We start from the raw sequence: 25586 nt of genomic DNA on the forward strand, positions 1-25586 counted from the left end.
TTATACGCCTTCCAAAATCTGGGCGGCATGATCTTTTGTTTTCACCTTTTCAATCACCCTCTCTACTACTCCTTCTTCATTAATTATAAAGGTCATTCTGTGAATGCCGTCATATTTTTTTCCCATAAAACTCTTAGGCCCCCAAACACCAAAGGCTTCAATCACCTTGCGGTCTTCGTCGGCCAATAACGGAAAAGGAAACTCGTATTTATTTCTAAAATTAGATTGTCTTTTAGCAGAATCTGCACTTACTCCTAGTAATTCATACCCTTGCCCCTGTAATTCAGCATAATTATCGCGCAGGTTGCAAGCTTCGGCAGTACATCCTGGAGTACTTGCTTTTGGATAGAAAAACACCACTAATTTTTTCCCTTTATAATCAGAAAGATTAATAGTATTGTTGTCTTGATCTATTGCAGAAAACGAAGGAACCTTATCCCCAACTTTTAATGTGTCCATAGTTTAAATTTAAGTAAATTTATAGTTTAAAATAAGCATAAAACTACGTAATAAATGACAAAAGCCGAAAAAGTTGAATTTACGATACAAACTCTTCAGAAGCTCTACCCTAGTATCCCCGTACCTTTAGACCACAAAGACCCTTATACGCTGTTAATTGCAGTTTTATTATCGGCACAAAGCACCGATGTTCGGGTAAATATGATTACCCCGTTATTGTTCGAAGTAGCCGACAACCCATACGATATGGTAAAATTAAGTGTCGATGAAATTAGGGAAATCATTAAGCCGGTCGGACTCTCCCCTATGAAGGCGAAGGGAATCCATGGGCTATCAAAAATGCTCATAGAAAAATACGATGGCGTAGTCCCACAGGATATGGCCTTGTTAGAAGAGTTTCCCGGGGTAGGTCATAAAACAGCGGGGGTCGTGGTGGCCCAAGCCTTTGGAATACCTGCTTTTCCGGTCGATACCCATATCCATAGACTTATGTATCGATGGGGATTTACCAATGGCAAAAATGTCGTACAAACCGAAAAAGATGCCAAACGCTTATTTCCAAAAGAGCTATGGAACGACCTTCACCTACAGATCATATGGTACGGAAGGGAATACTCGCCGGCCAGAGGCTGGGATTTAGAAAAAGACATTATCACCAAAACCATCGGTAGGAAAACAGTTCTAGACCAATATTATAAACTAAAAAAGACCAATTGATCATTGGTCTTTTTTAGGTCTAGTTTAAATTACTTTCGAACTGCATATTGTTGCATTCAACAATTTGTAAGGATTTGGAATAACTCATCAAAAACGCTATAGTTTCCGAATTTGCCTTGGTAAGTTTACACTTGCTTTGATTTTCAGAGTAAATTTTTTCCATAGTATAAAAGTATTGTTATGATAAGATAACGCCACTTACTTGGATATATTGCCCTGTAGATCGTAAGTTGTGATTAATTCGTTAAAACGATATTGTTTTTTTCTATGATTTTTCGAAGATTAATAAGAGCATAACGCATTCTTCCCAAGGCTGTATTAATGCTTACACCGGTGTTTTCGGAGATTTCCTTAAAACTCATGTCCTTGTAAATACGCATCACCAGCACTTCTTTTTGATCTTCCGGAAGCTCCTCTATCATTACATTTAAATCTGAATCTATCTGATCTTTGATCATCTGCTTCTCTACATTCAACTTTTGATCCCCAATGACAGAAAAAATATTAAAATCATCAGTTCCTTCAAACATAGGCATCCTTTTATTTCTTCTAAAATGATCGATGACCAGGTTATGTGAAATTCTCATTACCCAAGGTAAAAATTTACCTTCTTCACTGTATTTCCCCCTTTTCAGGGTGTTGATTACCTTTATAAATGTATCCTGAAAAATATCTTGGGTAATATCTTTATCCAGAACTTTGGAATAAATAAAGCTGCTAATACGTTGGTTATGACGGTTAATTAATACCTCCAAGGCCTTTTCGTTACCGTTTATATAGTCTTTTACTAATACTGAATCGTCTATCTGCAGTTCCATACAAATTTTGTTTTAAGGATTAAACTAGATGCCTTGCCAAAACGGGTCGGACTTCATTTTTGTCAAAGTTTACTAAAGTGCTGCAGCTTTAATAAATGTTGTTATTTTCTTACATCATAAAAGTATAGAAAACATGAAGTATGGTAAAAAGTATGTTGTAAAACGGCTTTATTGTGATGTCAAATGCCGATTTTATATTTCTTTGCTATAATAATAGTCGAATATCGCAGTTAGCTAAAAAAGAAAGCCTTTTAAAACAAACATGCTTAAGCCTAAAAACGCTCCCCATAGTACCTTTTATATCAAAACAATAGAAGGTATTGATTTTGATATAATGAAAATACCTTAATAATTTCTAGTGATGAGGATAGTCCTAACTGTATGTAAGAAGACCAAAAAAGCTTTAAATCTGGGGGGCTGTCATAAATACCCCCAGATACTATACGGTATATGGAACCCTTATAAACGAGGCCGCCCCGCTGTTGGGAGTAGGTAAGGAATTTTTGAAGTATCAAAATTGGGGCGTTCCCTCCTTCGTCGGGCGGGCACTTGGCTATATCCCTTGCTCCGCTGCGGGGATGCCGCCGCGGTCCCTAACGCGGATACTCTAAAAATGAAGCAAAACCAAGTTTTACCCCTCATCCCTATTATGTGTCGCACAGGAAGTTTACACTATATAACAATAGCCCCATATAAAAGCATTTGTTTTGCTTCTAAATAGGGCCATCGGCAGAGTATTTTACACCACCAACATATTGGAACAATCTTTATTGCGATTCCTTAGAACTAGTTAATTCGTTAGTGTAAGCTGATGCTTTTCTACCATTTTCCGAAGATTTATCAAGGCATATCGCATTCTTCCCAAAGCAGTATTGATACTGACTCCCGTGTTTTCTGATATTTCCTTAAAACTCATATCCCTATAAATGCGCATTTCTACCACCTCTCTTTGGTCTACCGGCAATTCCTTTACCATTAGGGAAAGTTCTATATCTATCTGGTCTTTTATGAGTCTCCTTTCCGCGTTTAAATGGTCGTCTCCCATAACAGAAAAAATATTAAAATTTTTAGACACCTCAAACTTGGGCATTCTATTGTTTTTTCTAAAATAGTCTATGATTAGATTATGGGATATCCGCATTACCCAGGGCAAAAATTTCCCTTCTTCAATATACATTCCCTTCTTTAAGGTTTTAATCACCTTTATAAAAGTATCCTGAAATATGTCTTCGGTAACCACCTTGTCTTGAACTTTGGAGTAAATAAAGCTGCTAAGGCGTTGATTATGACGATTTATCAATGTCTCCAGAGACTTTTCGTCTCCATTGATATAGTTGCTTACCAGTACTGAGTCTTCAATTAATAGTTCCATATAAATTACTTTTTAGGAACCTAATAGCAAGCTTCTCTTTTTTGTAAAAAAAAGCTATTAGGCAATTCCATTATTTTTTAAAAAAGTAATTTCAGGTCTATAAGTCGTTGGTACTAGGATTTAACCCAAATATATAAAAAATTCGGGTTTTCCATAAAAGATTGTCATAAACAATAGCATTTTAATTGTATTATGACTGCTGGCATTTTATAAATACACATATTGTATCTTTGCTTTCTTAAATAGGCATATGGCTTCAATTAAAGATATAAATCCCAAGGAGAACATTATAATTAAAGGAGCAAAGCTCCATAATTTAAAAAATATAGATGTCGTAATTCCTAGAAACAAATTAGTGGTGATCACAGGTTTGTCGGGATCTGGGAAATCGAGCTTGGCCTTTGACACCTTATATGCAGAGGGACAAAGGAGGTATGTAGAGAGTTTATCTTCCTATGCCCGACAGTTTTTAGGAAAATTAGACAAACCCAAGGTCGATTATATTAAGGGAATAGCCCCGGCCATAGCCATAGAACAAAAGGTAAATTCTACCAATCCTAGATCTACCGTAGGCACCACCACGGAAATATATGATTATTTAAAATTACTCTTTGCCCGTATCGGCCGCACCATTTCGCCCGTATCCGGAGAAGAAGTAAAAAAACATACCGTCACCGATGTTGTAGAGCACATTAAGTCCTTTGAGGAAGGTACCAAGTTATTGTTGCTTGCCCCTATAACTATCAGTAAAGACAGAGATCCTATAAAATCCCTTCAACTATTCTCCAAACAAGGATATGCCAGAATATTCTACAAGGGCGAGGTTATCCGTATAGATGATGATATTGAAGAAATAGATCGTGAGTTTCAATTGGTCATTGACAGGATTATCTTCAAAAACGATGAAGATTTTTTCAATCGTTTGGCCAATGCTATTGACACAGCCTTTTTCGAAGGCAAGGGCGAATGCATCATTCAGGAACTAGCTTCGGGAAACAACACCCATTTTAGCAATAAATTTGAATTGGACGGGATGCAGTTCTTAGAGCCCAATGTTCATTTGTTTAGCTTTAACAATCCCTACGGTGCCTGTCCTAGCTGTGAGGGCTATGGGGATATCGTAGGTATAGACGAAGATTTAGTCGTTCCCAATACGGCCTTGTCCGTGTATGAAAATGCTATTTTCCCCTGGAAAGGAGAAAGTATGGGCGCCTACAGGGACCAATTGGTAAATGCGGCCTATAAATTTGACTTCCCCATTCACAAACCTTGGTACCAATTAAGCGAAGCTCAAAGACAATTAGTGTGGGACGGCAACAGTCATTTTACCGGCTTGACCGAATTTTTTGGGATTTTAGAAGAAAAAAACTATAAAATCCAAAATAGGGTGATGTTGTCTCGCTACCGTGGAAAGACCAAATGTAATAGCTGTAAGGGAAAACGGTTGCGAAAGGAAACGGATTATGTGAGAGTATCCGAAAAATCTATTTCCGACCTCGTTGAAATGCCTATTGAAAACCTGATTTTATTTTTTAAGGAGATACAACTGAGTGAAAATGAGCAAAAAATAGCCCACCGCCTGCTGCAAGAAATAAACAGCAGACTAGGGTTCCTTAACAATGTTGGCCTAAGCTATTTAACCTTGAACAGAAAATCGAATTCCCTATCGGGGGGCGAGAGTCAGCGTATTAATTTAGCGACCTCCTTGGGCAGCAGCCTAGTAGGATCTATGTATATCTTGGATGAGCCCAGTATTGGCCTTCATCCAAAAGACACCGAAAATTTAATCGTAGTACTAAAATCGCTCCGCGATTTAGGCAATACGGTTATTGTAGTAGAGCACGATGAAGACATTATGAGAGCTGCCGATGAAGTGATCGATATTGGCCCTAAAGCCGGAACCCATGGCGGGGAAGTAGTCGCCCATGGCACCATGGATCAGATCTTACAATCGAACTCCCTTACCGCTGCCTATTTAAATGGTAGCAAGAAAATTGCAGTGCCCAAACAAAGAAGGACTTATAAGAATTATATCACCATTAGGGGGGCCAGGGAAAATAACCTTAAGAATATCGATGTTACCTTCCCTCTCAATGCGCTAACGGTCATTACAGGCGTGTCGGGGAGCGGTAAAAGTACCCTGGTAAAAAAACTATTATACCCGATTATCCTGAAGGAAATTGGCGGATATGGCGAAAAATCAGGTCAGTTTACTTCCGTAGAAGGCAATTTTAAAGATATTAAACACATAGAGTTTGTAGACCAAAACCCAATAGGTAGGTCCTCTCGATCTAACCCAGTTACCTATATCAAGGCCTATGATGATATTAGGAATCTCTTCGCTAGCCAAAAATTAAGCCAGTTAAGAGGCTATCAACCAAAACACTTTTCATTTAATGTCGACGGGGGGCGCTGTGAGAAATGTAAGGGCGACGGTGAAATCACCGTAGAGATGCAATTCATGGCAGATGTGTATCTGGAATGCGAGACCTGTTCCGGAAAACGATTCAAAAAAGAGGTCCTAGAGGTAAAATTCCATGATGCCAATATAGACGATGTCCTTTCTATGACCATAGACGATGCCGTTGAATTCTTTGAAAAAAATAAACAGACCAAAATAGTAGGCAAATTAAAACCGCTTCAAGATGTTGGCCTGGGATATGTTACCCTAGGACAGTCCTCTTCTACCCTTTCCGGTGGCGAAGCACAACGTATAAAGCTAGCTTCCTTTTTGGTAAAAGGGAATACAGCCGATAAAGCCTTGTTCATTTTTGACGAACCTACCACTGGCTTACATTTCCACGATATCAAAAAATTGCTAAAATCCTTTAACGCCCTCATAGAAAAAGGCCATTCCATAACCGTTATAGAACACAATATAGATCTTATAAAATGTGCCGATTATATTATAGATCTCGGATTGCAAGGCGGTGATAAAGGGGGGAATCTTATTGTACAGGGAACTCCAGAAGAAGTCGCAAAAAATAAAACTTCTTATACAGCTACATACCTAAGGCCAAAGCTAAAAGCTTAGGCTTTAGGCCTGCTTATTTCTTTATGCCGTTAAAACCAAGTTTTTCGGCTGTGTGTATGGTGAAAAACGTATGATTTTCACCGCTGCACTATTTTTTTTGCGTTAGGGACCGCGGCGGCATCCCCGCGGCGGAGCAAGGGATATAGCCAAGGGCCCGCCCGACGAAGGAGGGAACGCCCTAAACACAAGTACCTGTACTACAACTTATTACAATAGAAACACCTTCTTTTCTACTGCCCAACACTCTTTAAATTGCCCTCTTTCCTATCAATGCTTTTTTGTTTAGTACCGTTTTTGGCATGTTGTTTGTATGGTTCTAATCGAATGTCAATAGTAGCATTCTGAATTAAAACCTTATGATATGAGAAATTTACTACTACTTGTTACAGCGCTAATTTTAGGTACTGCCCCTACCTTTGCCGCATCTCTAGAGGATAAGGCGGCGGTAAGCGATGCATATAGATATCAAAACTCTTTTATATTTATTGAAAGCGGAATTACATTTTCCGTTTACCCAGATGGGGAGTTCGATTTTTATATCGATGACCGTGTTGGCGGTATAAATGCCAATGTAAATATTGGACGAGCGAACATAACCTTCAACAGTGGTTACAACTATGACCCCTATGTACAATACGACGATTACGGGGCGATTTTACAAATTGAAAACGTACCTATTTATTACGATTATTACGGTAGGGTATCTCAAATTGGGAATGTCGATATCCGATACAGAAATTCTAGGGTTTCCAGGGTTGGTGGATTACGTGTTTACTACGACCATAGAGGGTATTTTAGTCACCACAGAGGCTATATAAATGTGTATAACAGGCACTATGTTTACAGACCGTTCCACGATTATTTTGCACGCCCTGCAGTAGGTTTTCACATGGTATACCATAGACCGTACAGAAGGTACTATGAGCCTGTTAGGTACAGCTATTACAGGCCGTACCACTATAACCCAAGAAGAGCACATGTACATGTTGGAAAGCATTATAAATACCACCCTAAAAAACACAAAAGAGACAAAGTCTATAGAAATGATAAAAGAGTAGCGGTCAGGGACCATGGGTATAGAACCGCCCCTGCGTCGAGGTCTAACAGGACTGTACAGCAATATAACGATCGGAATCATTATAGAAACTCTTCTTCGAGATCCAATGCCGTTCAAGTGAACCATGATAGAAATAAAGACTCTAAGAACAGGGATTCGTACAAAAACAATAATGGTCATAGAAACTATAGGGGTGCTGCAGACAGGTCTACCACCCATAGATCGGTAACAAAAAAGGAAGTGACCACTACAAAAAGTAAAAGCACAAATCCTCGTTACCAAGATCGCAACAACAACTCTAGCACTTCGCGCTCTGCCAGGGTCACTACTAGAACATCGAGTAAAAAAGAGGCTTCTAGTCAGCCGCATAGACATGTAACTAGGAATACTAGTGCTACAAAAAATAGACATGAAAAAACCCGTAAGGAGTCTCCGTCTGAAAGATCAAAGTCGACTGTAAGAACTGCTTCGAGAAGGTCTTCTGATAGGGAATCGTCTGGAAGGGTAAGAAGTAATGTATCCGGTTCAAATACATCAAGAACTGGAAATATAAGAGGAAATTAAGTTAGTTTTAGGTTAGTTGGTTGTATAGCCCTGTTGCAAAATTTTTGCAACAGGGCTATTTTTTTTGACTCCAAAGAGGTCCTTTACATAAATTGGGATAATGAAGCGCTAATCTATGTTGTTCTGCGGTTCGTAAAGGCCGAAAAAGTTTCGCCCTGAGGAGAGATTATATTCTTGTCCTTAATTTTTCCACATACTTGGCCAAAATCCTATATACATCTTCCGATATTTTAAACCGGTACAGGGCCATGACATACACGAGCACTATAAAGGTACTCTTAAGCCCTATATTTATTACAGGATGAAAAGGAAACTGAAAAAAATAAAAAATTCCCCCTACCACTATTAAAAGCAATAAAACCTTGAAGGTATCAATCGTAATAGGCTGGATATTGAATTTAGATTTCACATAAGCCAGTTTTATGCTATTATAAATGAAAAACGCCATAAAACTAGCAATTGCAGCACCATCCAATCCATATTTAGGGATCAGCCAAAGGTTCAACAGTATGGTGAGTACAGCCAAAAGCACCCCCAGAAGCAGCAGGGTTCTGTAAAAATCGGAATTATACAGAATGGCATTGTTGTTTCCCAGCATGGCATCATATACTTTGGCCAGTCCTATAATGACAACTATGATATAGCCCCCTCTATAGCTATCGGGCAGTAAATCGAATAAATTATCTAGGTTTAAAATTATCAATAGAAACAAAAGTCCCGATACTATAAAAAGCGTCAGTGAGCTTTTTCTATATAGACTTTTTAGGGCTTGGTAATCTTGTTTATGTAGAATTTCAGCGGTCAACGGGTAGGTTATATTGTGCATGGACCTGGATGGAACCGCTATCACCGTCGCAATATACCCTGCCACGGAATAATAGGCTACATTTTTGATGGCAATAAACTGATTGATCATTACCTTATCTACCTCCAACAGGACGATGGCTGCCGACCCCCCTAATATAATCAAGGCACTATAACTAATGATTTCAGGGGTATTTTTAGGGAAGTTGAAATTTAACCTTATCTGCTGAAGTCGAAGTGCATACAGCTTCATAACCACTGTCCTTAGCACATAAAGACCCACCAAGGCATTTAGAAATTGAGGCACAGAAATAAGATTCCAATACACCAACATCAAAAGCAAAGTCACCCCTATCCTACTAAAAACCTCCTTCATGAAATTTCCAAAAACAGATTTCATTCGCACCTTGGCCCAGGCATAGTAGACTTCAAAATAGGCCATAGCCACCCCCACGATAAATATATGCCAAACGTACCCTTTTACGATCGCATTTTCCCTGGACAAAAACTGTCCTATAGCCTCATTGGCGATATAGGATAGCACCCCAATTGGCACTACTAGTAAAAGTGGCAATAGCAGCATTAAGGTCAAAAAACCATCGGTTTTTTGACTGGCTTGGAAACCTGCGTAGTATTTCACCAAAGCATTGGGAACCCCAAAAGCCAGAACAGGCATAATCACTGCCGAAGCCGATAGAATAACGTTGACCAATCCAAAATATTCATCGCTTAAAAAACGCGTATATAGAAAAAGTAGATTTATTCCCCCGATGGCAAATCCAAAGTAGGTGATCAGGGTATTGCTCAAGGATTGTTTTAAAACTATTCCCATTGTAAAAATTTGGACAATTTTCTGGTCAACTCCCTTCTATGAAACTGTCCTATAGTGGCCGCTGGCAGTATTAGCTCCTTCGTTTTATAGGCCATAAACCATTCTAAAAGCTGTTTTTTTATAAGCTCTTTTTCTTGGTATTCAAAGGTGTTGCCGGTATGGGTTTTGGCAATAATCTGTCCTACTTCCCATGCCTTAGGACCAATTCCCAAGATAGGCCTTTTGGCCGCCATATATTCGAAAACCTTGCCGGGAATAATCCCTTTTGTTTCCTCAGAATCGATCTCGACCAATAACAATACTTGCGATTTTTTTTGAAAACGCAAAGCATCTTCATGAGAAACATAGCCTAACAGCTCGGTATAGGGCTTTAGTCCAGCACCATACACACTCTTAAGGACATCTGCACTGACAACCCCGGCCAATTGCAGTTTAAACCTTTCCTTAAAACTTGCATTCTCTTTAATCAGTTCTGCCAGCGCCTTCCATAAACTAGCCGGATTACGCCCCGAAAGCAAAGAACCTATATGCGATATGGTAAAAGTTTTGTCTAAGGGTATATTTACATCCTCCAAGGTATCGTAACCATTGGTAATAACTTCAATAGGTTTATTGGTAATAACCGAAAATTCCTTTTTGGTAGTATTGCTAGTAACCAGAATTTTATCGGCACTGTTCAAAACCAAATTCTCTAAATGTTCGTGTTTTTTTCTTGAAGCGCGACTGAGTTTTAACTTTTGGTGATACCCTATAGATGTCCAAGGGTCCCTAAAATCTGCCAGCCATTTTACAGAGTGGCGTTTTTTTAAGCCATGCCCTATAAGGTGTACGCTATGTGGTGGGCCAGTAGTAATAATGGTTGCGATATTTTCTTTTTGAAGCACCTCTGATAAAAACTTCACAGAAGGTTTAACCCAAAATTTTCTGGCATCCGGAATAAATAAGTTGCCCCGAACCCACAACAAGGCTTTCTCTATGGTGGTCTGATTTTTTGTCGTAATGATCCCGGCACTGATTTGGGCAGTCTTTTTTGATGAAAAAATACTCGCTAGCCCATAGGGTTCAAATATTGGATGCCTATATATTTTTATTCCCTCTGGCACCTCGTTCAAAAAAGATTCATCGGTCATCGGGTAATGGGGATTTTTGGGTACATACAATACCGGTTCTATATTAAAATCCCTAAGATACTTTACAAATTTTAACCATCGCTGAACCCCTGGCCCTCCTGCTGGGGGCCAATAATAAGTAATAATGAGAACCTTCTGCATTAGGAGGCGGTTTTGTTCTGGCGTTGCTTATAGCTATATCCTAACCCCATTAATATAATTAACCCAATCAATATAGACACTGCCATCGTAATCTTTCCTCCTGTTTTTACGACTTCAGGTTCAAACCTAAATTCTACTAGGTGTTTCCCGGCGGGTATTGCCAGGGCTCTAAGTACATAGTTTACCTCAAAATGTTCTTTTAGTTCCCCGTCTATATAAGCATTCCATCCATTTGCATAGTACATCTCCGAAAACACAGCGATTCCCTCATATTGGTTATCAGCGGTGTATTTAAGATAATTGGGCTTATATTCTAGGAGTTCAATACTCGCTGTAGAGTCCACATTATAAGTAAAACTTGTCAGCTGGTCGAACTTTTGGGTATTTACTACAGCCTTTTCTTTTAAGTCCAACCCACCCAAGGCCGATATTTCTTCATCGGCAGATGTTACTGGCACAAGTTCCTTAACAAACCAGGCATTCCCATTGGCATCTGGATTCAGTGCCGGATACTTTTGTCCTTCCTCTTCTTGGATAACGTATTTTACATTGAGCATGTTCAGGATCCCAATATTATTTTTTGCGATCTGATAATCGAACAAGTCTTGGATTCCGGCTGGTTTCGCCGCATGATAGCCTCCTATGGATTGGTTAAAATAGGAGGTCCTTGCCCCGTTTAAACCCTCGGAGGGATCAAACACCCTAAAAACTGTAGTGTCCTTACGCAGTTCCTTTTCCAAGGCCGTCTCTTGGAAAGGTACTGTCATTCTTCGTTGGGCTACAAAATCGTCCTTATCTACATATCTCTTGGCAACGCCTACCAAATCAAAAACGGTTAAAACCCCTAAGGCTAATATAGCCCAATGTTGTTTTATCTTATCTTTTATAAAGAACCAAATAACCAAGGCCGCCAATACCACATAGGTAATCGATCTAAAAATGTCTTGGGTATATACCGCCTTACGATCGGCCTTTATCAAGGACACCAAATCGTCTCCGTAGTACTGTCGGTACATCTCGTCGCTCGGCCCTTCAAAATTAAATATTCCCTTTAAAAGCAGTAAGAGTCCGCCTATTCCTAGGCTTATCATAAGAGCGATTTTTAAATCCTTTATTTTTTTCGAAGTTGGAATAGCGGTATTAAATAATGCCACCAATGTTAACATGGCCATAATTGGCACACACAGCTCTAATATTACTTGTATAGAAGAAACAGCTCTGAATTTATTGTACAGCGGAAAATAATCGATCATAAAATCGGTCAGGGCTCCAAAATTCTTCCCCCAAGACAGTACAAGGGACATTACTGTTCCTCCTACCAGCCACCATTTAGATTTTCCTTGCACCAAAAACAAGCCGAGTACAAAAAGAAAAATTACTATAGCCCCTATGTATGCTGGAGCGGCAACAATAGGCTGCTCTCCCCAATACAGTGGTAAGCCACTAGCAAATTCCAAGGCTTTTGTTCTTGGGATCCCATTTTCGGTCAAAAAAGCATAGGTCTTGGAATCTTCTCCTAAATTTTCATTCCCAGACCCACCAAAAAGTCTTGGAACGAACAAATTCAAGGATTCTGAAATCCCGTAACTGTACTGGGTGATATATTCCCTGTCTAGTCCCGATTTATTTTCTTTAGGTGTTCCATTGGGGGTTATGGTTAATTCGGAGGCACCTCTGGTACTCCAATCGGCATATTCCTTAGTGGCCATTAAACTGGTTGCGTTTGCCGCCACTCCTAAAATCACCGCTCCAATTAATATCCCAACAGCGATTCCAAAATGTTTAAGAGTCCGTTTTTTAATAGCATCTACAAGGTAGGCCGCTCCCAATATCAAAACCAACAACATAAAATAAAACGTCATTTGATAATGGTTGGCGCCTACTTCCAATGCCATGGCTATAGCCGTAAGAATAAACCCCCATAAATATTTTTTTCTAAAAACAAGAACGATTCCTCCTAGCAGCATAGGAAAATACCCGATGGCATGTGCTTTTGCATTATGCCCTACTCCTAAAATAATAATTAAATAGGTAGAAAAACCAAAGGTAAGGGCTCCCAATACTGCTAATTTATAGTCCACTTTTAAACAACAGAGCAAAATATAGAAACCAATAAAATATAAAAATAGATAATCGGCCGGGCGTGGTAAAAAACGGATGAGCCTATCGAGTTTTTTAACGTAGTCGTGCGGATAATAGGCCCCCAATTGATAGGTAGGCATACCTCCAAAGGCACTATTGGTCCAATAAGGCTCCTCTCCGGTAGCTTTCCGGAAATCTATCTGCTCTTTGGCCATTCCGGTAAACTGAACAATATCAGACTGCTGAATGACCTTCCCCTGTAAAACAGGATAAAAATAAGCTAGTGCGGCAATTATAAAAAATACAAGAACAAAAAAATGGGTAAAAAAGGCTTTAAGACCGTTCCTCATGGCTGGTTTTATGGTAAAGGGTTATTCAATTTCCTCAAAATCTATATATTCTCCGACTTTTTTTGAGGGCTTCGTTTTTTTGGAGTTCTTTTTCTCTATGATGACCTCTCCATTTTGTTCTTCGGTATAGTTATTTTGTTGGGCATAACCGCCAAATTTTTTATTAAAATGATCCTGTGTTTTTTTAGCGGCATATCGCAATAGTATTGGCCCAAGCCATTTTGCTAGAATTTTAAGCAAATAGTATACTAATAGTATAATTAATATCGTTCTTAAGAAACCCATATTATTAATAAATTTAAACCCAAAAATACAATTCTATCGTTGTATTTTTGGTGCTAAAGTCATAAAATAATAATAAAATAGCATCCATGGCATACCTTGCTAAAATCAAATACTTTAAAAGGATCGTTCTCTTGGGATTTATTTTTTCCTATACGCTAAGCTTTTCCCAATATACCGATGTCATCAATTCTAATCGCCCCGGCGAATCAGTGAGTGCCTATGCTGTTGGTAGAAATGTTTTACAGGCCGAAGCGGGACTTTCTTTTGAGCAGCAAGATCATTCTCGACTACTTACGGAATCGGATATTTTTGGAGTAGACCTATCCCTACGCTATGGGCTGCTTTGGGAACGTTTAGAAATTAACTACGAAGGCATATTTAACAATCAGGACAAGCTAGATTTAAACTCTGGTATCACCAATGAAAACAAGGATTTTTACAGAAACAGGCTTGGATTAAAATATTTACTCTACGCCCCCTTTAAAAACGAAGAAAGGAACAAGCCCGATATTTACAGTTGGAAAGCCAACAATAAATTTAAGTTAAAAAACCTACTTCCGGCAATCAGTATTTATGCTGGCGCTAATTTTGTATTTGGCGACAACCCTTATTATAAAAACGCCCCTATCGCATCACCAAGAGTTATGATCGCCACCCAAAGCAGAATAACGCCAAGGTTCGTTCTTATTTCCAATATTGCCTATGATAAAATAGGGACCGATTTTGAGGAATGGAATTATTCCGTATCCTTATCCCATTCTTTCAGAGACCCCAACTGGAGCGTATTCATAGAAAACCAAGGAATTAAGGGAGAGCTGTATTCCGATATCCTATTCAGGAGCGGTGTCGCCCATTTAATTACAAACAACCTACAGGCCGATATTAATTTTGGTGCTAGTTTTAAAAGCACGCCTAGTAGAATATTCGGGGCCTTGGGGATGTCTTACAGGTTAGATATGCACCAATATAAAGAAACTCCCATCTCCGATGCAGAGGGTGGCCCTATAAAGAAGAACAGCATGAAAAAGAAGGGCAAAAAGCAGCAGCAAAACTATAAAAAAAATACCAAGAAAAACAAAGGAGAAATTAACTTCTAATGACACAAAAAATTAAGCCTTTTGCAGGAACAAAATAACTTTTCAGTTTTTTCTATAAATTAATATCCCTAATATTGAACCATACAAACACAATCGTATGGTTACCTTAAAAGAAGCTACAACAAAATCAGAATTAAAAGAATTCGTAAAATTTCCATTTTCCCTCTATAAAGATTCCCCTTATTGGGTTCCACCAATCATCGCTGACGAATTAGCATCCTTTGACAGGGATAAAAATCCGGTTTTCAAAGATGCCGATGCGTGGTTTTTCTTAGCCTATAAAAACAATAAAATTGTAGGTAGGGTTGCCGCTATTGTGAACCATATAGAGATTAACCAACAAAAGGTTAAAAAGATGCGTTTTGGCTGGTTCGATTTTATAGATGACACAGAAGTTAGCGAGGCCCTTTTACAAAAGGTCTCCGAGATTGGGAAAGAACACCAGCTCAGCTATATGGAAGGTCCGGTTGGATTCTCCAACATGGACAAGGTGGGCGTCCTAACCGAAGGGTACGACCATATTGGCTCTATGATTACCTGGTACAACTATCCTTATTACGTACAGCATATAGAGCGTCTTGGTTTTACCGTGGAAAAAGAATATGTAGAAAACAAATTTCCTTTTGCCAATGCCGATCCTATTTTCTTTGAAAAGGCCAATCTATTGGTAAAGAAAAGATACGGCGTTAAAGAGCTTAATTTCACCAAAACGGAAGAAGTTATGGCCATGGCCGATGAAATGTTCGATCTTTTCAACGAGAGCTACGCCAAGCTATCTTCCTTTGTTCCGATCACCGATATCCAGAAAGAGTATTTTAAAAAGAAGTACATCAGTTTTATTAATCCAGAATACATAAAATTTGTTGTTGACAAGAACGATAAGCTGATCGCCTTTGGAATTGTGATGCCTTCCTTTTCCACTGCATTGCAAAAAGCCAAGGGAAAATTGTTCCCCTTTGGCCTTTTCCACCTCCTATGGGCGAAGAAAAAAAGCAAGGAAGTGCTTTTTTATTTAATTGGGGTACACCCAGAATACCAAAACAAGGGAGTTACCGCCGTTATTTTCAACCAATACCATGAAACTTTTTCAAAAAAAGGAATTGAAACCTGTATTAGGACCCCAGAATTGGCCGACAATGTAGCTATTCGTCAATTATGGAAGCATTTTGATCCAAAGATATATAAAAGAAGAAGTACCTATCGCAAGGATTTGTAGGCACAAACGCTATACAAACCATTTAAATTTAAAAAGCCCACTCATGAATTCATGAGTGGGCTTTTTACTATTGTTCTATGAAAGTTTATTCTCCCATTGCAGCACTTACTGCGGCAGATAATCTTTTATAAGTTCCATTTTGCAAACGCTCTCTAATCACAGAGAAAGCCTCTAATGTTTCCGAGACATCTACCAAGGTATGCGTTGCCGTAGGAATCATTCTAAGCAAGATCAATCCTTTTGGAATAACAGGATACACTACGATAGAGCAGAATATACCAAAGTTCTCCCTTAAGTCTTTTACCAATGCCATTGCTTCTGGAATACTACCGTTAAGATACACAGGCGTAACACAACTTGTGGTCGTTCCGATATCAAAACCTCTTTCTTTAAGTCCATTTTGCAGCGCATTCACATTTTCCCAAAGTTTAGCTTTCAGCTCTGGTTGTGTACGCAACATATCCAAACGCTTTAATGCTCCTTTTACATAAATCATAGGTAATGACTTAGCAAACATCTGAGAACGCAAGTTATATTTCAAATAATCTATAATTTCCTTATCAGCAGCTAAAAAAGCACCGATTCCGGCCATGGATTTAGCAAAGGTAGCGAAGTATACATCGATACCATCTTGTATGCCCTGCTCTTCTCCTGCACCTGCCCCTGTAGCTCCTAAGGTACCAAAACCATGGGCATCATCTACAAATAATCTGAAGTTGTATTTTTCTTTTAGAGCAACAATCTCTTTTAGTTTTCCTTGCTCTCCTCTCATTCCAAAAACCCCTTCGGAGATCACCAAGATACCACCTCCGGTCTGCTCGGCCATTTTAACGGCACGATCCAAGTTTTTCTCAAGGCTTTCAATGTCATTGTGCTTAAAGGTAAAACGCTTGCCCATATGCAAACGCACACCATCAATAATACAAGCATGAGAATCCACATCATAAACGATGATATCGTCTTTAGAAACCAAAGCATCAATGGCAGAAACCATTCCTTGATATCCAAAGTTTAACAAATATGCCGATTCTTTCTGAACGAAATCGGCCAATTCTTGCTCTAATTGCTCATGGAATTCTGTATGACCACTCATCATCCTTGCTCCCATTGGGAATGCAGCTCCGTATTCTAGGGCCGCTTCTCCATCTACCTTTTTAACTTCTGGCAAATTGGCAAGTCCTAAATAATCATTAATACTCCAAGTAATAACTTCTTTTCCTTGGAACTTCATCCTATTAGAAATCGGACCTTCTAATTTAGGGAATACAAAATACCCTTCTGCCTGGGATGCCCATTTTCCTAATGGACCTTTATTTTCAATAATTCTTTCAAATAAATCTCTCATCTAGCCTACATTGGTTATGATTACAAAAGTATATATTTTTAATAAGCATTCACAACTTATTTAATACATAAAAGCAACGGTATATTAAACCGTTGCTTCTACAGCTTTGGAATACTTTTAAACTTTTCACTTTACAAATTCTATCTTTTTAGGCTCCTTAACATTTTTACTGTCAAAAAAGCCTTGATCGCCCATCCACTGGTCGCTGTATATCTTACTCATATATCGGGAACCATGATCGGGGAATACAACAACTACATTGCTATTTTCATCAAACTCGCCTAATTCATCAAGTTGCTTTACTGCTTGCATTACGGCACCACTAGTGTAGCCGGCAAATATGCCTTCGGTACGCGATATGTTTCTTGCCATATGGGCGCTTTCTTCATCGGTCACCTTAACAAACTCGTCAATCACCTCGAAAATGGTCGCGGTTGGAATTAAATTTTTCCCTAAGCCTTCTATACGGTAGGGATAAATTTCATTAGGATCGAGCTCTTTTGTTTCGTGATATTTTTTCAATACCGAACCAAAAGCATCCACGCCAATAACCCTAATATCTGGATTTTGTTCTTTTAAATATTTTGCTGTTCCCGAAATAGTACCCCCGGTACCGCTACAAGCAATGAAATGGGTAATATGGCCATTGGTTTGTTTCCAAATTTCCGGACCGGTACTCTTATAATGGGCGTCGGTATTTAACTCGTTAAAATACTGGTTGATATAAATAGAACCTTCTGTTTCTTGATGAAGTCTCTTCGCAACCTCATAATACGACCTAGGATCATCTGCACTGACATGGGCAGGGCAAACATACACTTGTGCCCCCATAGATCTTAACATATCTATTTTGTCCTTTGATGATTTTGAACTGACGGCCAAAATACAGTCGTACCCTTTTATGATACTAATCATGGCAATACTAAAACCAGTATTCCCCGAGGTCGTTTCTATAATAGTACTTCCTTCTTTTAGAATCCCTCTGCGTTCTGCCTCTTCTATAATATGAAGGGCTATTCTATCTTTAGAGGAGTGTCCGGGATTAAATGCCTCTACCTTGGCGAAGAAATTACCTTTAAAGGCTGAAGCGATTTTATTTAGCTTAATAAGTGGAGTGTTTCCTACAAGTTCCAGGAGGTTATTATAGGCATCTATCTTATTTTCCATAAACAATTACTAGGTTTTTTGTGCCTCTTGAGTTTTACATAAACTTCAATATAGCTAGGACAAAATTAGTCTTTTTTTTTAATTATTGAATTTTATGCTCCAATTCTAATAAAAATGCATATTCTTTGGCCTCTTCTTTTAATGACTCAAATCGTCCTGAAGCACCGCCATGCCCCGCTTCCATGTTAATATTGAACAACAATAAATTTTTATCAGTTTTTAGTTCTCTTAATCGCGCCACCCACTTTGCCGGCTCAAAATACTGCACTTGGGAATCGTGTAAGCCTGTGGTCACCAACATATGAGGGTACTTTTGCGCTTTCACGTTGTCATAGGGCGAATACGACATCATATAATCATAATACTCTTTCGTATTAGGATTTCCCCATTCGTCGTATTCTCCTGTGGTCAATGGAATAGAATCGTCTAACATCGTTGTAACCACATCTACAAAGGGAACAGCGGCTATAATTCCGTTATATAATGTTGGAGCCATATTTACTACAGCCCCCATCAACAACCCACCTGCAGATCCTCCTGAAGCATACAAATGTGCTGGACTTGTATATTTTTCCGCGATCAAATATTTAGAACAATCGATAAAATCGGTAAACGTATTTTTCTTTTTCAACAGTTTCCCCTCTTCATACCATGTACGACCAAGGTATTCCCCTCCCCTTACGTGGGCAATGGCATAAATAAAGCCGCGGTCTAAAAGGCTTAAACGGACTGTAGAAAAATAAGGGTCAATGGTATAACCATAAGACCCGTAGGCGTACTGCAACAACGGACTACTGCCATCTAAGGGGGTGTCTTTGTGGTATACTAGGGATATAGGCACTTTAACACCATCTTGGGCCGTTGCCCAAACCCTTTCAGAGGTGTAGTTTTCCTTGTCGAATTTTCCGCCTAGTACTTCTTGTTCCTTTTTAACCTCCTTGGCTTTGGTGTCCATATTAAAATCGATCACCGAGCTGGGGGTTGTCAAGGAATTATAAACATAGCGAAGGACATTGGTCTCAAAATCGGGATTAGTTCCTACATAGGTGGTATATGTTTCGTTGTCGAAAGGCAGGTAGTAACTCTCTTTCCCGTCCCAACGCACAATTTTTATTTGATTAAGCCCATTTTCGCGTTCGGACAACACATAATGTTCGGAAAAGATCTCAATATCTTCCAAGAGAACTTCTTCTCTATGGGCAATAAATTCTTCCCAGTGCTCCGAGCTCGTCTGTTGCTCATTTACCCGCATGACCTTAAAGTTGGTAGCCCCGTCCTTATTGGTCAGGATATAGAACTTATCTCCGTAATGGGCCAAGGAATACTCTACCCCTCGTTCTCTTTTAGAAAACATTTGAAAGGCCCCTTCCGGGTTGTCCGATCTTAAAATCTGATACTCGGATGTCAGGGTACTTGAAGAACCGATAACGATATATTTTTTCGACTTTGTTTTATAGACAAAGGTGGAGTACGTATCGTCTTCTTCACAAAACACCAATACGTCTTCTTCACTGGAGGTACCTAGAATATGTTTGTAAATTTTATCGGAACGCAATGTTACAGGATCCTTTTTACAGTAAAACACTGTTTTATTATCATCGGCCCATACAGCACTCCCGGTAGTATTTTCTATTTTATCGTCAAATACTTCTCCTGTCAGAAGATTTTTGAACTGCAGGATATATTGTCGTCTAGAAACGGTATCAACTCCAAAGGCGGCCAGTTGATTGTTAGGGCTTATAGACAGTCCCCCCAATTTGAAATAATCAAAACCTTTTGCCATTTCATTACAGTTGAAGATTACTTCCTCGGCGGCATCCTCTTTCTCAAATCGTCTTCCAAAAATCGGGTATTCCTTGCCTATTTCATACCGTGTGGCATACCAATACCCATTACTTTTATAAGGCACGGAAGAATCGTCTTCCTTGATCCTAGATTTCATTTCTTCGAAAAGCGCTCCTTGAAAATCCTTGGTGTTTGCGGTAATGGTATCATAATATGCATTTTCCTGCTCCAAATATGCAATAACATCGGGATTCTCTGGATCATTTAACCAATAGTACTCGTCTATCCTTCGCTCCCCATGAGCTATTAGTTCTTTTGGTATTTTTTTTACACTAGGTGCTTTCAATTCTGTTGACATATCCCTTTTTGAATTTTACAAGAAAGGGCAAAAGTAAGACTTAATAAAAAATAATGCTGTCTTTTTGGTAGCAGATCTCCTCATAGCGAAAATCCCGATGCAATTTTGTAATTTTGTCCACTTAACTTTTAAATTAGATACTATGTTTGGAGATATGATGGGCATGTTAGGAAAACTTAAAGAGACCCAAGAAAAAGTAAAGGCTACCAAGGAGCGATTAAATACGGTTATTATAGATGAACAATCATCGGACGAGCTTTTAAAAGTGAGCCTTACCGCCAATAGAACCATCAAATCTATCACTATCGATGACCAGTTGATGGAAGACAAGGAACAGTTAGAAGACTATTTGATTCTTGTATTGAATAAAGCCATAGAAAAGGCTACTAATGTGAACGAAGCCGAATTGGCCGCTGTCGCTAAAGAGGGGATGCCGAACATCCCGGGAATGGATTCCTTTTTAAAATAAAACCAACAAGCTTAGCCTCTATATGAAATGAGCATGCCCGAAAATTGGACACCAATGCGAATTACATATGATCGTTAAGAAATCATAAATATCTATAGATGAAAAGAATATTGTTTTTATTGTTTTTCCCCATGCTTCTTTCCGGGCAAATGGCTTCTAAAGCAACGGATACCTATTGGGCAACGAATTACGACGACGCCCTGAGCTTGGCTAAGAAAAACAATAAAAATATTCTTATTTATTTTACCGGTAGCGATTGGTGCCCTCCATGCAGGGCCCTGAAAAACGACCTGTTCGATACCGCAAAGTTTAAGGATCTAGCAAACAATTATGTGCTTCTTTATATAGATATTCCTAGAAACAAAAAGCTTCTTTCTGTAGAAGAAATGAATCACAACAAAGAATTGTTGGCTAAATGGAACAAAAAGGGGGTTTTCCCAGCCATTAGCGTGGTTAGCCCCCTACAAAAAGAAGTCGCCTATATGTCTGGTTACGGCTCCAAAAACGATCTGCCTAAATACGCCGATTTTCTTCAGACACATCGCTAACCTATTGTATAAAATAGGCTCTAGGACTGTTCCCAAGTCCCTATTAAGTATTCATTCACCGACACTTTCCTAGTGATTTCAGCGGCACTAAGATTTTGACGCACCTATTCCAGTGGAATGATCAGTACCGGAATTTTTGATTTCTTCATAATCTGAGTGGACACGCTTCCTATAAAGGCATTGAATAAAAAACTATGTTTATGGTGCCCTGCCACTATTAAATCGGCATTTAATTTCTTGGACTCCTTGATGACCATTTCTATAGTCGCCCCTTGTATCAACAAACCTTCTGCATCAATTTTATTATTTCTAAGAAACCCCACATGTTCCTGAATTTTTCGGTGCTCATACCTAAGTTCTTCGGCCCTGCTATCGCGAATATATTGTGGCCCTACACCATAGCCCACAAATTCAGGATCCGGTGCCGCTATATGCAATACCCACACTTTGGAACCGAAGGCTTTAGCTAACTGAAAAGCCTTTTCGATAAGTATACTTTCATTGTCGTTAAAGTCGATGGCTACTAAAATGTTTTTCATTTCTATTTCTTTTATTTAAATAGCATTCCTTAATAGATACCACGTTTGTAAGCTACAAGAGAAATCCAGGCATCCATGCTCCTATACAATATACTATTTTTTAGCAAGTTATAATTTTATCTAAGTATTTTTTTCTTTCATACAACCATGGATCTACGCTTATCCTTATTCTTCAGTATCCCAAAATACTCCGAGACTATCTCACCTTATATTACTAAAACATTTCTATCGGATGCCTCTAACAACGACTAGACTCGCATAGGGTTATTTTAGCTAAGGAAGGTCAACATTTCCTTCCAAATTCGTTATTATTGTAGATGAAATCAAGTTTATTTTTTACTACTTAATTAATACTGATACCCTAAATGACTGATAATTATTTTAAAACCTTTCCAAACAAGGAAGGTTTTTTTGAATCCTATGGAGGCGCATTTATACCTCCTGTCCTAGAGGAGGAAATGAAAAAAATTACCGATGCCTATTTTGCCATTAGCAAATCGCATGCTTTTATTTCCGAATTAAGAAGTATCCGCAAACATTACCAGGGAAGGCCTACTCCTGTTTATTACTGCAACCGTTTATCCGAAAAATACGGCGGCCGCATTTATTTAAAGCGAGAAGACCTAAACCATACTGGAGCTCATAAATTAAACCATTGCATGGGTGAGGCGCTATTAGCAAAGCACATGGGCAAGAAGAAGCTAATTGCCGAAACCGGTGCCGGTCAGCACGGGGTTGCTTTGGCTACTGCCGCGGCTTATTTTGGATTGGAGTGTGAGATTCACATGGGCGAGGTAGATATAGCCAAGGAGCACCCAAATGTGGTGCGAATGAAAATTTTAGGGGCCACAGTGGTACCGGTATCCCACGGGCTAAAAACCTTGAAAGAAGCCGTAGACTCTGCTTTTGAAGCGTATTTAAAAGACCCAATCAACAGCATCTACTGTATTGGATCTGTGGTAGGACCACATCCTTTCCCTATGATTGTAAGAGACTTTCAACGCATTATCGGTATAGAGGCCAAGGAACAGTTTTTTGACATGACGGGCGAATTACCAGACAATGTAGTCGCTTGTGTTGGCGGAGGAAGTAATGCTATGGGGATTTTTTCAGCCTTTTTGGACGATAAAGAGTGTACCCTGTACGGCGTTGAACCCGGAGGCCGGTCTTTGGCGTACGGAGAACATGCTGCCACAATGACCTTAGGTTCTCCTGGAGTAATCCACGGCTTTAAATGCTATATGCTCAAAGACGAAAATGGAGAACCAGGCGCGGTACATTCCGTAGCCAGTGGGTTAGATTATCCTGGCGTAGGCCCAGAGCACAGTATGCTCAAAGACCAAGAGAGAGTAACTTACGATTCTGTTTCCGACCAAGAGACCATAAATGCTTTTTATGAATTGAGCCGTTTAGAAGGAATTATTCCTGCTTTAGAAAGCGCCCATGCGGTTGCTTATGCTATAAAATTAGCGCAAAAGAACCCACAATCATCCATATTGGTCAACCTCAGCGGTAGAGGCGATAAGGATATCGATTTTATAGTGGATACTTACGGCCTACCAAGTGATAACAAATAAGGAGTCCTAAACAAAGGGCGTTTATGAGACTTAAGTTTCAGAAACGCCCTTTCATAAAGCTTTTTAACACATAAATCCATTCGATTCCAAGAAACTCCTTAAAAAACAAGATTCAACTTTCTTTAAATAGTGTTCATTCTTGACTTTCTACATGCCAAAAAACAGATATCGCTCTTATCCTAAAATAAAAAACATGGATTGGACAAAACGATTTCAACTTTTTTTCTACCTCCCTACTTACCGTAAATACACCAAAGTCTCACCGTTAGATAATTATTCCCAATGATATAAAATTAACTAAGGCAGGATTCGGTTTTTTTATGTATTTTTAAAAGAAAAGTTACCCAGCCTTATGATAACAATAACAAAAGATAAAGACAACACTCACATCTTTAGTCTACAATCCGATACCGGACAGTCTCTTCTAAAAAGCGTCCCTTATACTACTAAAGAATCTATGCATAAAACCCTTACCGACCTTAAGGTTTTAGTGACGCTTTCCGCTGCTTTTGAACGCAAGACTAATTACCACGGCAAATTTTTCTTTATATTAAAGGACAAGGAGGGAAAAATTATTGGAAACTCTATGTTTTACACCTCTGAAGCCGGCATGGAAAATGGGATCAAAAATTTAAAAAAAATAGTGGATTTGCTTCCCGACACCGGGCTTGTAGACCTATAGTTCCACCAATATTTCCAATAGTTTTTCATGCATCTCTTGGGTATAATCTAGATGGGTCACCATGCGTAATTTGCCTTGCCCCATATCTATAATCTGTATATTATGAGCCTTTAGCTTTTGCATAAAAGCAGCCATACTCATGGCCCTTTCATCGAGTTCAAAAATGATAATATTGGTCTGGGTGGGCGCCACTTCTTTTATAAAAGGCAACTCTTGCAGCACTGTACTGATTTCTTTGGCCCTGCTATGATCTATGGCAAGTCTTTCCATATGGTTATCCAGAGCATATATCCCGGCAGCCGCCAGATATCCTGCTTGCCGCATATTTCCCCCGAACACTTTCCTTATCCGTAAAGCCTTATTCATATCTTCTTTACTGCCAACAAGGACAGAACCTACAGGACAGCCGAGTCCTTTACTTAAACATACACTTATAGTGTCGAACAAGGCTCCGTATTGCAATGCAGATTCATTTTTTGCGACCAGGGCATTCCATAACCGGGCCCCATCTAAGTGGTATTTTAACTGATGGCGATCGCACACTTCCCTGATAGCCTTTAGTTCCTCAAAATCCCAACAGGCCCCACCACCTTTATTGGTGGTATTCTCTATAGAAACCAAAGATGTCAATGGACTGTGATAAAAGTCGGGCGGATTGATAGCTTCCTTTACCTGGTTTGCTGTCATCATTCCTCGGTGTCCATCTACCAACTTACAAGAAACACCACTGTTAAAACTAACACCACCTCCTTCATAGTGAAAGATATGCGAATATTTATCGCAGATTAATTGCTCTCCCGGCTGGGTGTGCAATTTTATAGCTGTTTGGTTGGCCATGGTACCGCTAGGGAAAAACAGCGCGGCTTCCCTCCCAAACATATCGGCTATTTTTTTCTCCAAAGCATTTACGGAAGGGTCGTTTTTAAAAACGTCATCACCGACTTCGGCGCTCATCATAGCGTCTAGCATACCTTTCGTAGGCTTCGTTATAGTATCGCTGATTAGATTTATTTGCATACGGTATAGAATTAATATGATACTTAAAGGAATACACTACCGCTTCCTTTAAAAAATTTAATTTTTAAAATTATATAAAAAAGATGTCACCCCCATACTCTAATTGTTTTTTAAAAATATCAACATGTATAAAAGGGAAAT

General features: G+C 39.1%; 21 protein-coding genes. 9 read left to right on the plus strand and 12 right to left on the minus strand.

Annotated features, from left to right (window positions below):
• Positions 1 to 459 (minus strand): thioredoxin-dependent thiol peroxidase, encoded by a 459-nt coding sequence (bcp, locus tag BUA16_RS04640; RefSeq protein ID WP_072763480.1) that lies wholly within the window; start codon positions 457 to 459, stop codon positions 1 to 3.
• Between the two features lie 54 nt (positions 460 to 513).
• Between bcp and BUA16_RS04645 the strand changes: the two genes are divergently transcribed.
• Positions 514 to 1176, plus strand: coding sequence for an endonuclease III domain-containing protein (locus tag BUA16_RS04645; protein WP_072763481.1), 663 nt, complete (start codon positions 514 to 516; stop codon positions 1174 to 1176).
• A gap of 236 nt (positions 1177 to 1412) precedes the next feature.
• Here BUA16_RS04645 and BUA16_RS04650 read toward each other — a convergent pair whose 3' ends face one another.
• Both BUA16_RS04650 and BUA16_RS04655 read right to left on the minus strand, forming a co-directional pair.
• Positions 1413 to 1994 carry an RNA polymerase sigma factor gene (locus tag BUA16_RS04650; RefSeq protein WP_072763482.1) on the minus strand — a complete coding sequence of 194 codons (582 nt, stop codon included), beginning with the start codon at positions 1992 to 1994 and terminating at the stop codon, positions 1413 to 1415.
• Between the two features lie 790 nt (positions 1995 to 2784).
• The gene (locus tag BUA16_RS04655) at positions 2785 to 3366 is read right to left on the minus strand and encodes an RNA polymerase sigma factor (protein WP_072763483.1); all 582 of its coding nucleotides are present in this window, start codon (positions 3364 to 3366) and stop codon (positions 2785 to 2787) included.
• Positions 3367 to 3616: 250 nt separating this feature from the next.
• Between BUA16_RS04655 and uvrA the strand changes: the two genes are divergently transcribed.
• Together uvrA and BUA16_RS04665 are read left to right on the plus strand one after the other, a co-directional pair.
• A complete protein-coding gene (gene uvrA, locus BUA16_RS04660) occupies positions 3617 to 6400 on the plus strand; it encodes an excinuclease ABC subunit UvrA (protein WP_072763484.1) in 2784 nt (927 codons plus the stop codon).
• 361 nt (positions 6401 to 6761) lie between these two features.
• Positions 6762 to 8021 carry a hypothetical protein gene (locus tag BUA16_RS04665; RefSeq protein ID WP_072763485.1) on the plus strand — a complete coding sequence of 420 codons (1260 nt, stop codon included), beginning with the start codon at positions 6762 to 6764 and terminating at the stop codon, positions 8019 to 8021.
• Positions 8022 to 8187: 166 nt separating this feature from the next.
• Here the strand turns inward: BUA16_RS04665 and BUA16_RS04670 are convergent, their stop codons facing one another.
• Genes BUA16_RS04670 through BUA16_RS04685 form a run of 4 tightly spaced genes read right to left on the minus strand, consistent with a single transcriptional unit; the run spans position 8188 to position 13645 of the window.
• On the minus strand, positions 8188 to 9657 hold the full coding sequence (locus tag BUA16_RS04670; RefSeq protein WP_072763486.1) for an oligosaccharide flippase family protein: 1470 nt from the start codon (positions 9655 to 9657) through the stop codon (positions 8188 to 8190).
• Positions 9648 to 10928 carry a glycosyltransferase family 4 protein gene (locus BUA16_RS04675; RefSeq protein ID WP_072763487.1) on the minus strand — a complete coding sequence of 427 codons (1281 nt, stop codon included), beginning with the start codon at positions 10926 to 10928 and terminating at the stop codon, positions 9648 to 9650. Before BUA16_RS04675 ends, BUA16_RS04670 begins: the two co-directional genes overlap by 10 nt.
• The gene (locus tag BUA16_RS04680; protein ID WP_072763488.1) at positions 10928 to 13360 is read right to left on the minus strand and encodes a hypothetical protein; all 2433 of its coding nucleotides are present in this window, start codon (positions 13358 to 13360) and stop codon (positions 10928 to 10930) included. Before BUA16_RS04680 ends, BUA16_RS04675 begins: the two co-directional genes overlap by 1 nt.
• Positions 13361 to 13381: 21 nt before the next feature.
• Positions 13382 to 13645, minus strand: a complete 264-nt coding sequence (locus BUA16_RS04685; protein WP_072763489.1) for a DUF4834 family protein — start codon at positions 13643 to 13645, stop codon at positions 13382 to 13384.
• Between the two features lie 86 nt (positions 13646 to 13731).
• Here BUA16_RS04685 and BUA16_RS04690 point away from each other — a divergent pair, with 86 nt between their 5' ends.
• Positions 13732 to 14742 carry a transporter gene (locus tag BUA16_RS04690; RefSeq protein WP_072763490.1) on the plus strand — a complete coding sequence of 337 codons (1011 nt, stop codon included), beginning with the start codon at positions 13732 to 13734 and terminating at the stop codon, positions 14740 to 14742.
• Positions 14743 to 14839: 97 nt separating this feature from the next.
• Entirely contained in the window at positions 14840 to 15958 is a 1119-nt protein-coding gene (locus BUA16_RS04695; protein ID WP_072763491.1) for a GTP cyclohydrolase, read from the plus strand.
• Positions 15959 to 16043: 85 nt separating this feature from the next.
• Here the strand turns inward: BUA16_RS04695 and BUA16_RS04700 are convergent, their stop codons facing one another.
• The 3 genes from BUA16_RS04700 to BUA16_RS04710 all read right to left on the minus strand — a co-directional run bounded on the left by BUA16_RS04700 (position 16044) and on the right by BUA16_RS04710 (position 20613).
• On the minus strand, positions 16044 to 17303 hold the full coding sequence (locus tag BUA16_RS04700) for a cysteate-C-fatty acyltransferase (protein WP_072763492.1): 1260 nt from the start codon (positions 17301 to 17303) through the stop codon (positions 16044 to 16046).
• A gap of 126 nt (positions 17304 to 17429) precedes the next feature.
• A complete protein-coding gene (locus BUA16_RS04705; protein ID WP_072763493.1) occupies positions 17430 to 18470 on the minus strand; it encodes a cysteate synthase in 1041 nt (346 codons plus the stop codon).
• A gap of 82 nt (positions 18471 to 18552) precedes the next feature.
• Positions 18553 to 20613 carry a S9 family peptidase gene (locus BUA16_RS04710; protein ID WP_072763494.1) on the minus strand — a complete coding sequence of 687 codons (2061 nt, stop codon included), beginning with the start codon at positions 20611 to 20613 and terminating at the stop codon, positions 18553 to 18555.
• A 142-nt stretch (positions 20614 to 20755) separates the two neighbouring features.
• On the opposite strand from BUA16_RS04710, the gene BUA16_RS04715 reads away from it, so the two are divergent.
• Complete coding sequence (locus BUA16_RS04715) at positions 20756 to 21082, plus strand: YbaB/EbfC family nucleoid-associated protein (protein ID WP_072763590.1); 327 nt, start codon at positions 20756 to 20758, stop codon at positions 21080 to 21082.
• A 98-nt stretch (positions 21083 to 21180) separates the two neighbouring features.
• The gene (locus BUA16_RS04720) at positions 21181 to 21630 is read left to right on the plus strand and encodes a thioredoxin family protein (RefSeq protein WP_072763495.1); all 450 of its coding nucleotides are present in this window, start codon (positions 21181 to 21183) and stop codon (positions 21628 to 21630) included.
• Positions 21631 to 21734: 104 nt separating this feature from the next.
• On the opposite strand, the gene BUA16_RS04725 is transcribed toward BUA16_RS04720, so the two are convergent.
• Entirely contained in the window at positions 21735 to 22169 is a 435-nt protein-coding gene (locus BUA16_RS04725; RefSeq protein ID WP_072763496.1) for a universal stress protein, read from the minus strand.
• A 365-nt stretch (positions 22170 to 22534) separates the two neighbouring features.
• Between BUA16_RS04725 and trpB the strand changes: the two genes are divergently transcribed.
• Both trpB and BUA16_RS04735 read left to right on the plus strand, forming a co-directional pair.
• Complete coding sequence (trpB, locus tag BUA16_RS04730; RefSeq protein WP_072763497.1) at positions 22535 to 23746, plus strand: tryptophan synthase subunit beta; 1212 nt, start codon at positions 22535 to 22537, stop codon at positions 23744 to 23746.
• A 352-nt stretch (positions 23747 to 24098) separates the two neighbouring features.
• Positions 24099 to 24428 (plus strand): YegP family protein, encoded by a 330-nt coding sequence (locus tag BUA16_RS04735; protein ID WP_072763498.1) that lies wholly within the window; start codon positions 24099 to 24101, stop codon positions 24426 to 24428.
• Here the strand turns inward: BUA16_RS04735 and BUA16_RS04740 are convergent.
• Positions 24423 to 25445: a threonine aldolase family protein gene (locus BUA16_RS04740; protein WP_072763499.1), complete on the minus strand. Its 1023-nt coding sequence runs from the start codon at positions 25443 to 25445 to the stop codon at positions 24423 to 24425. The genes BUA16_RS04735 and BUA16_RS04740 overlap by 6 nt on opposite strands.
• Between the last annotated feature and the right edge of the window lie 141 nt (positions 25446 to 25586).

The organism is Arenibacter nanhaiticus (assembly GCF_900141935.1).
In the GTDB taxonomy this organism is placed as follows: domain Bacteria; phylum Bacteroidota; class Bacteroidia; order Flavobacteriales; family Flavobacteriaceae; genus Arenibacter; species Arenibacter nanhaiticus.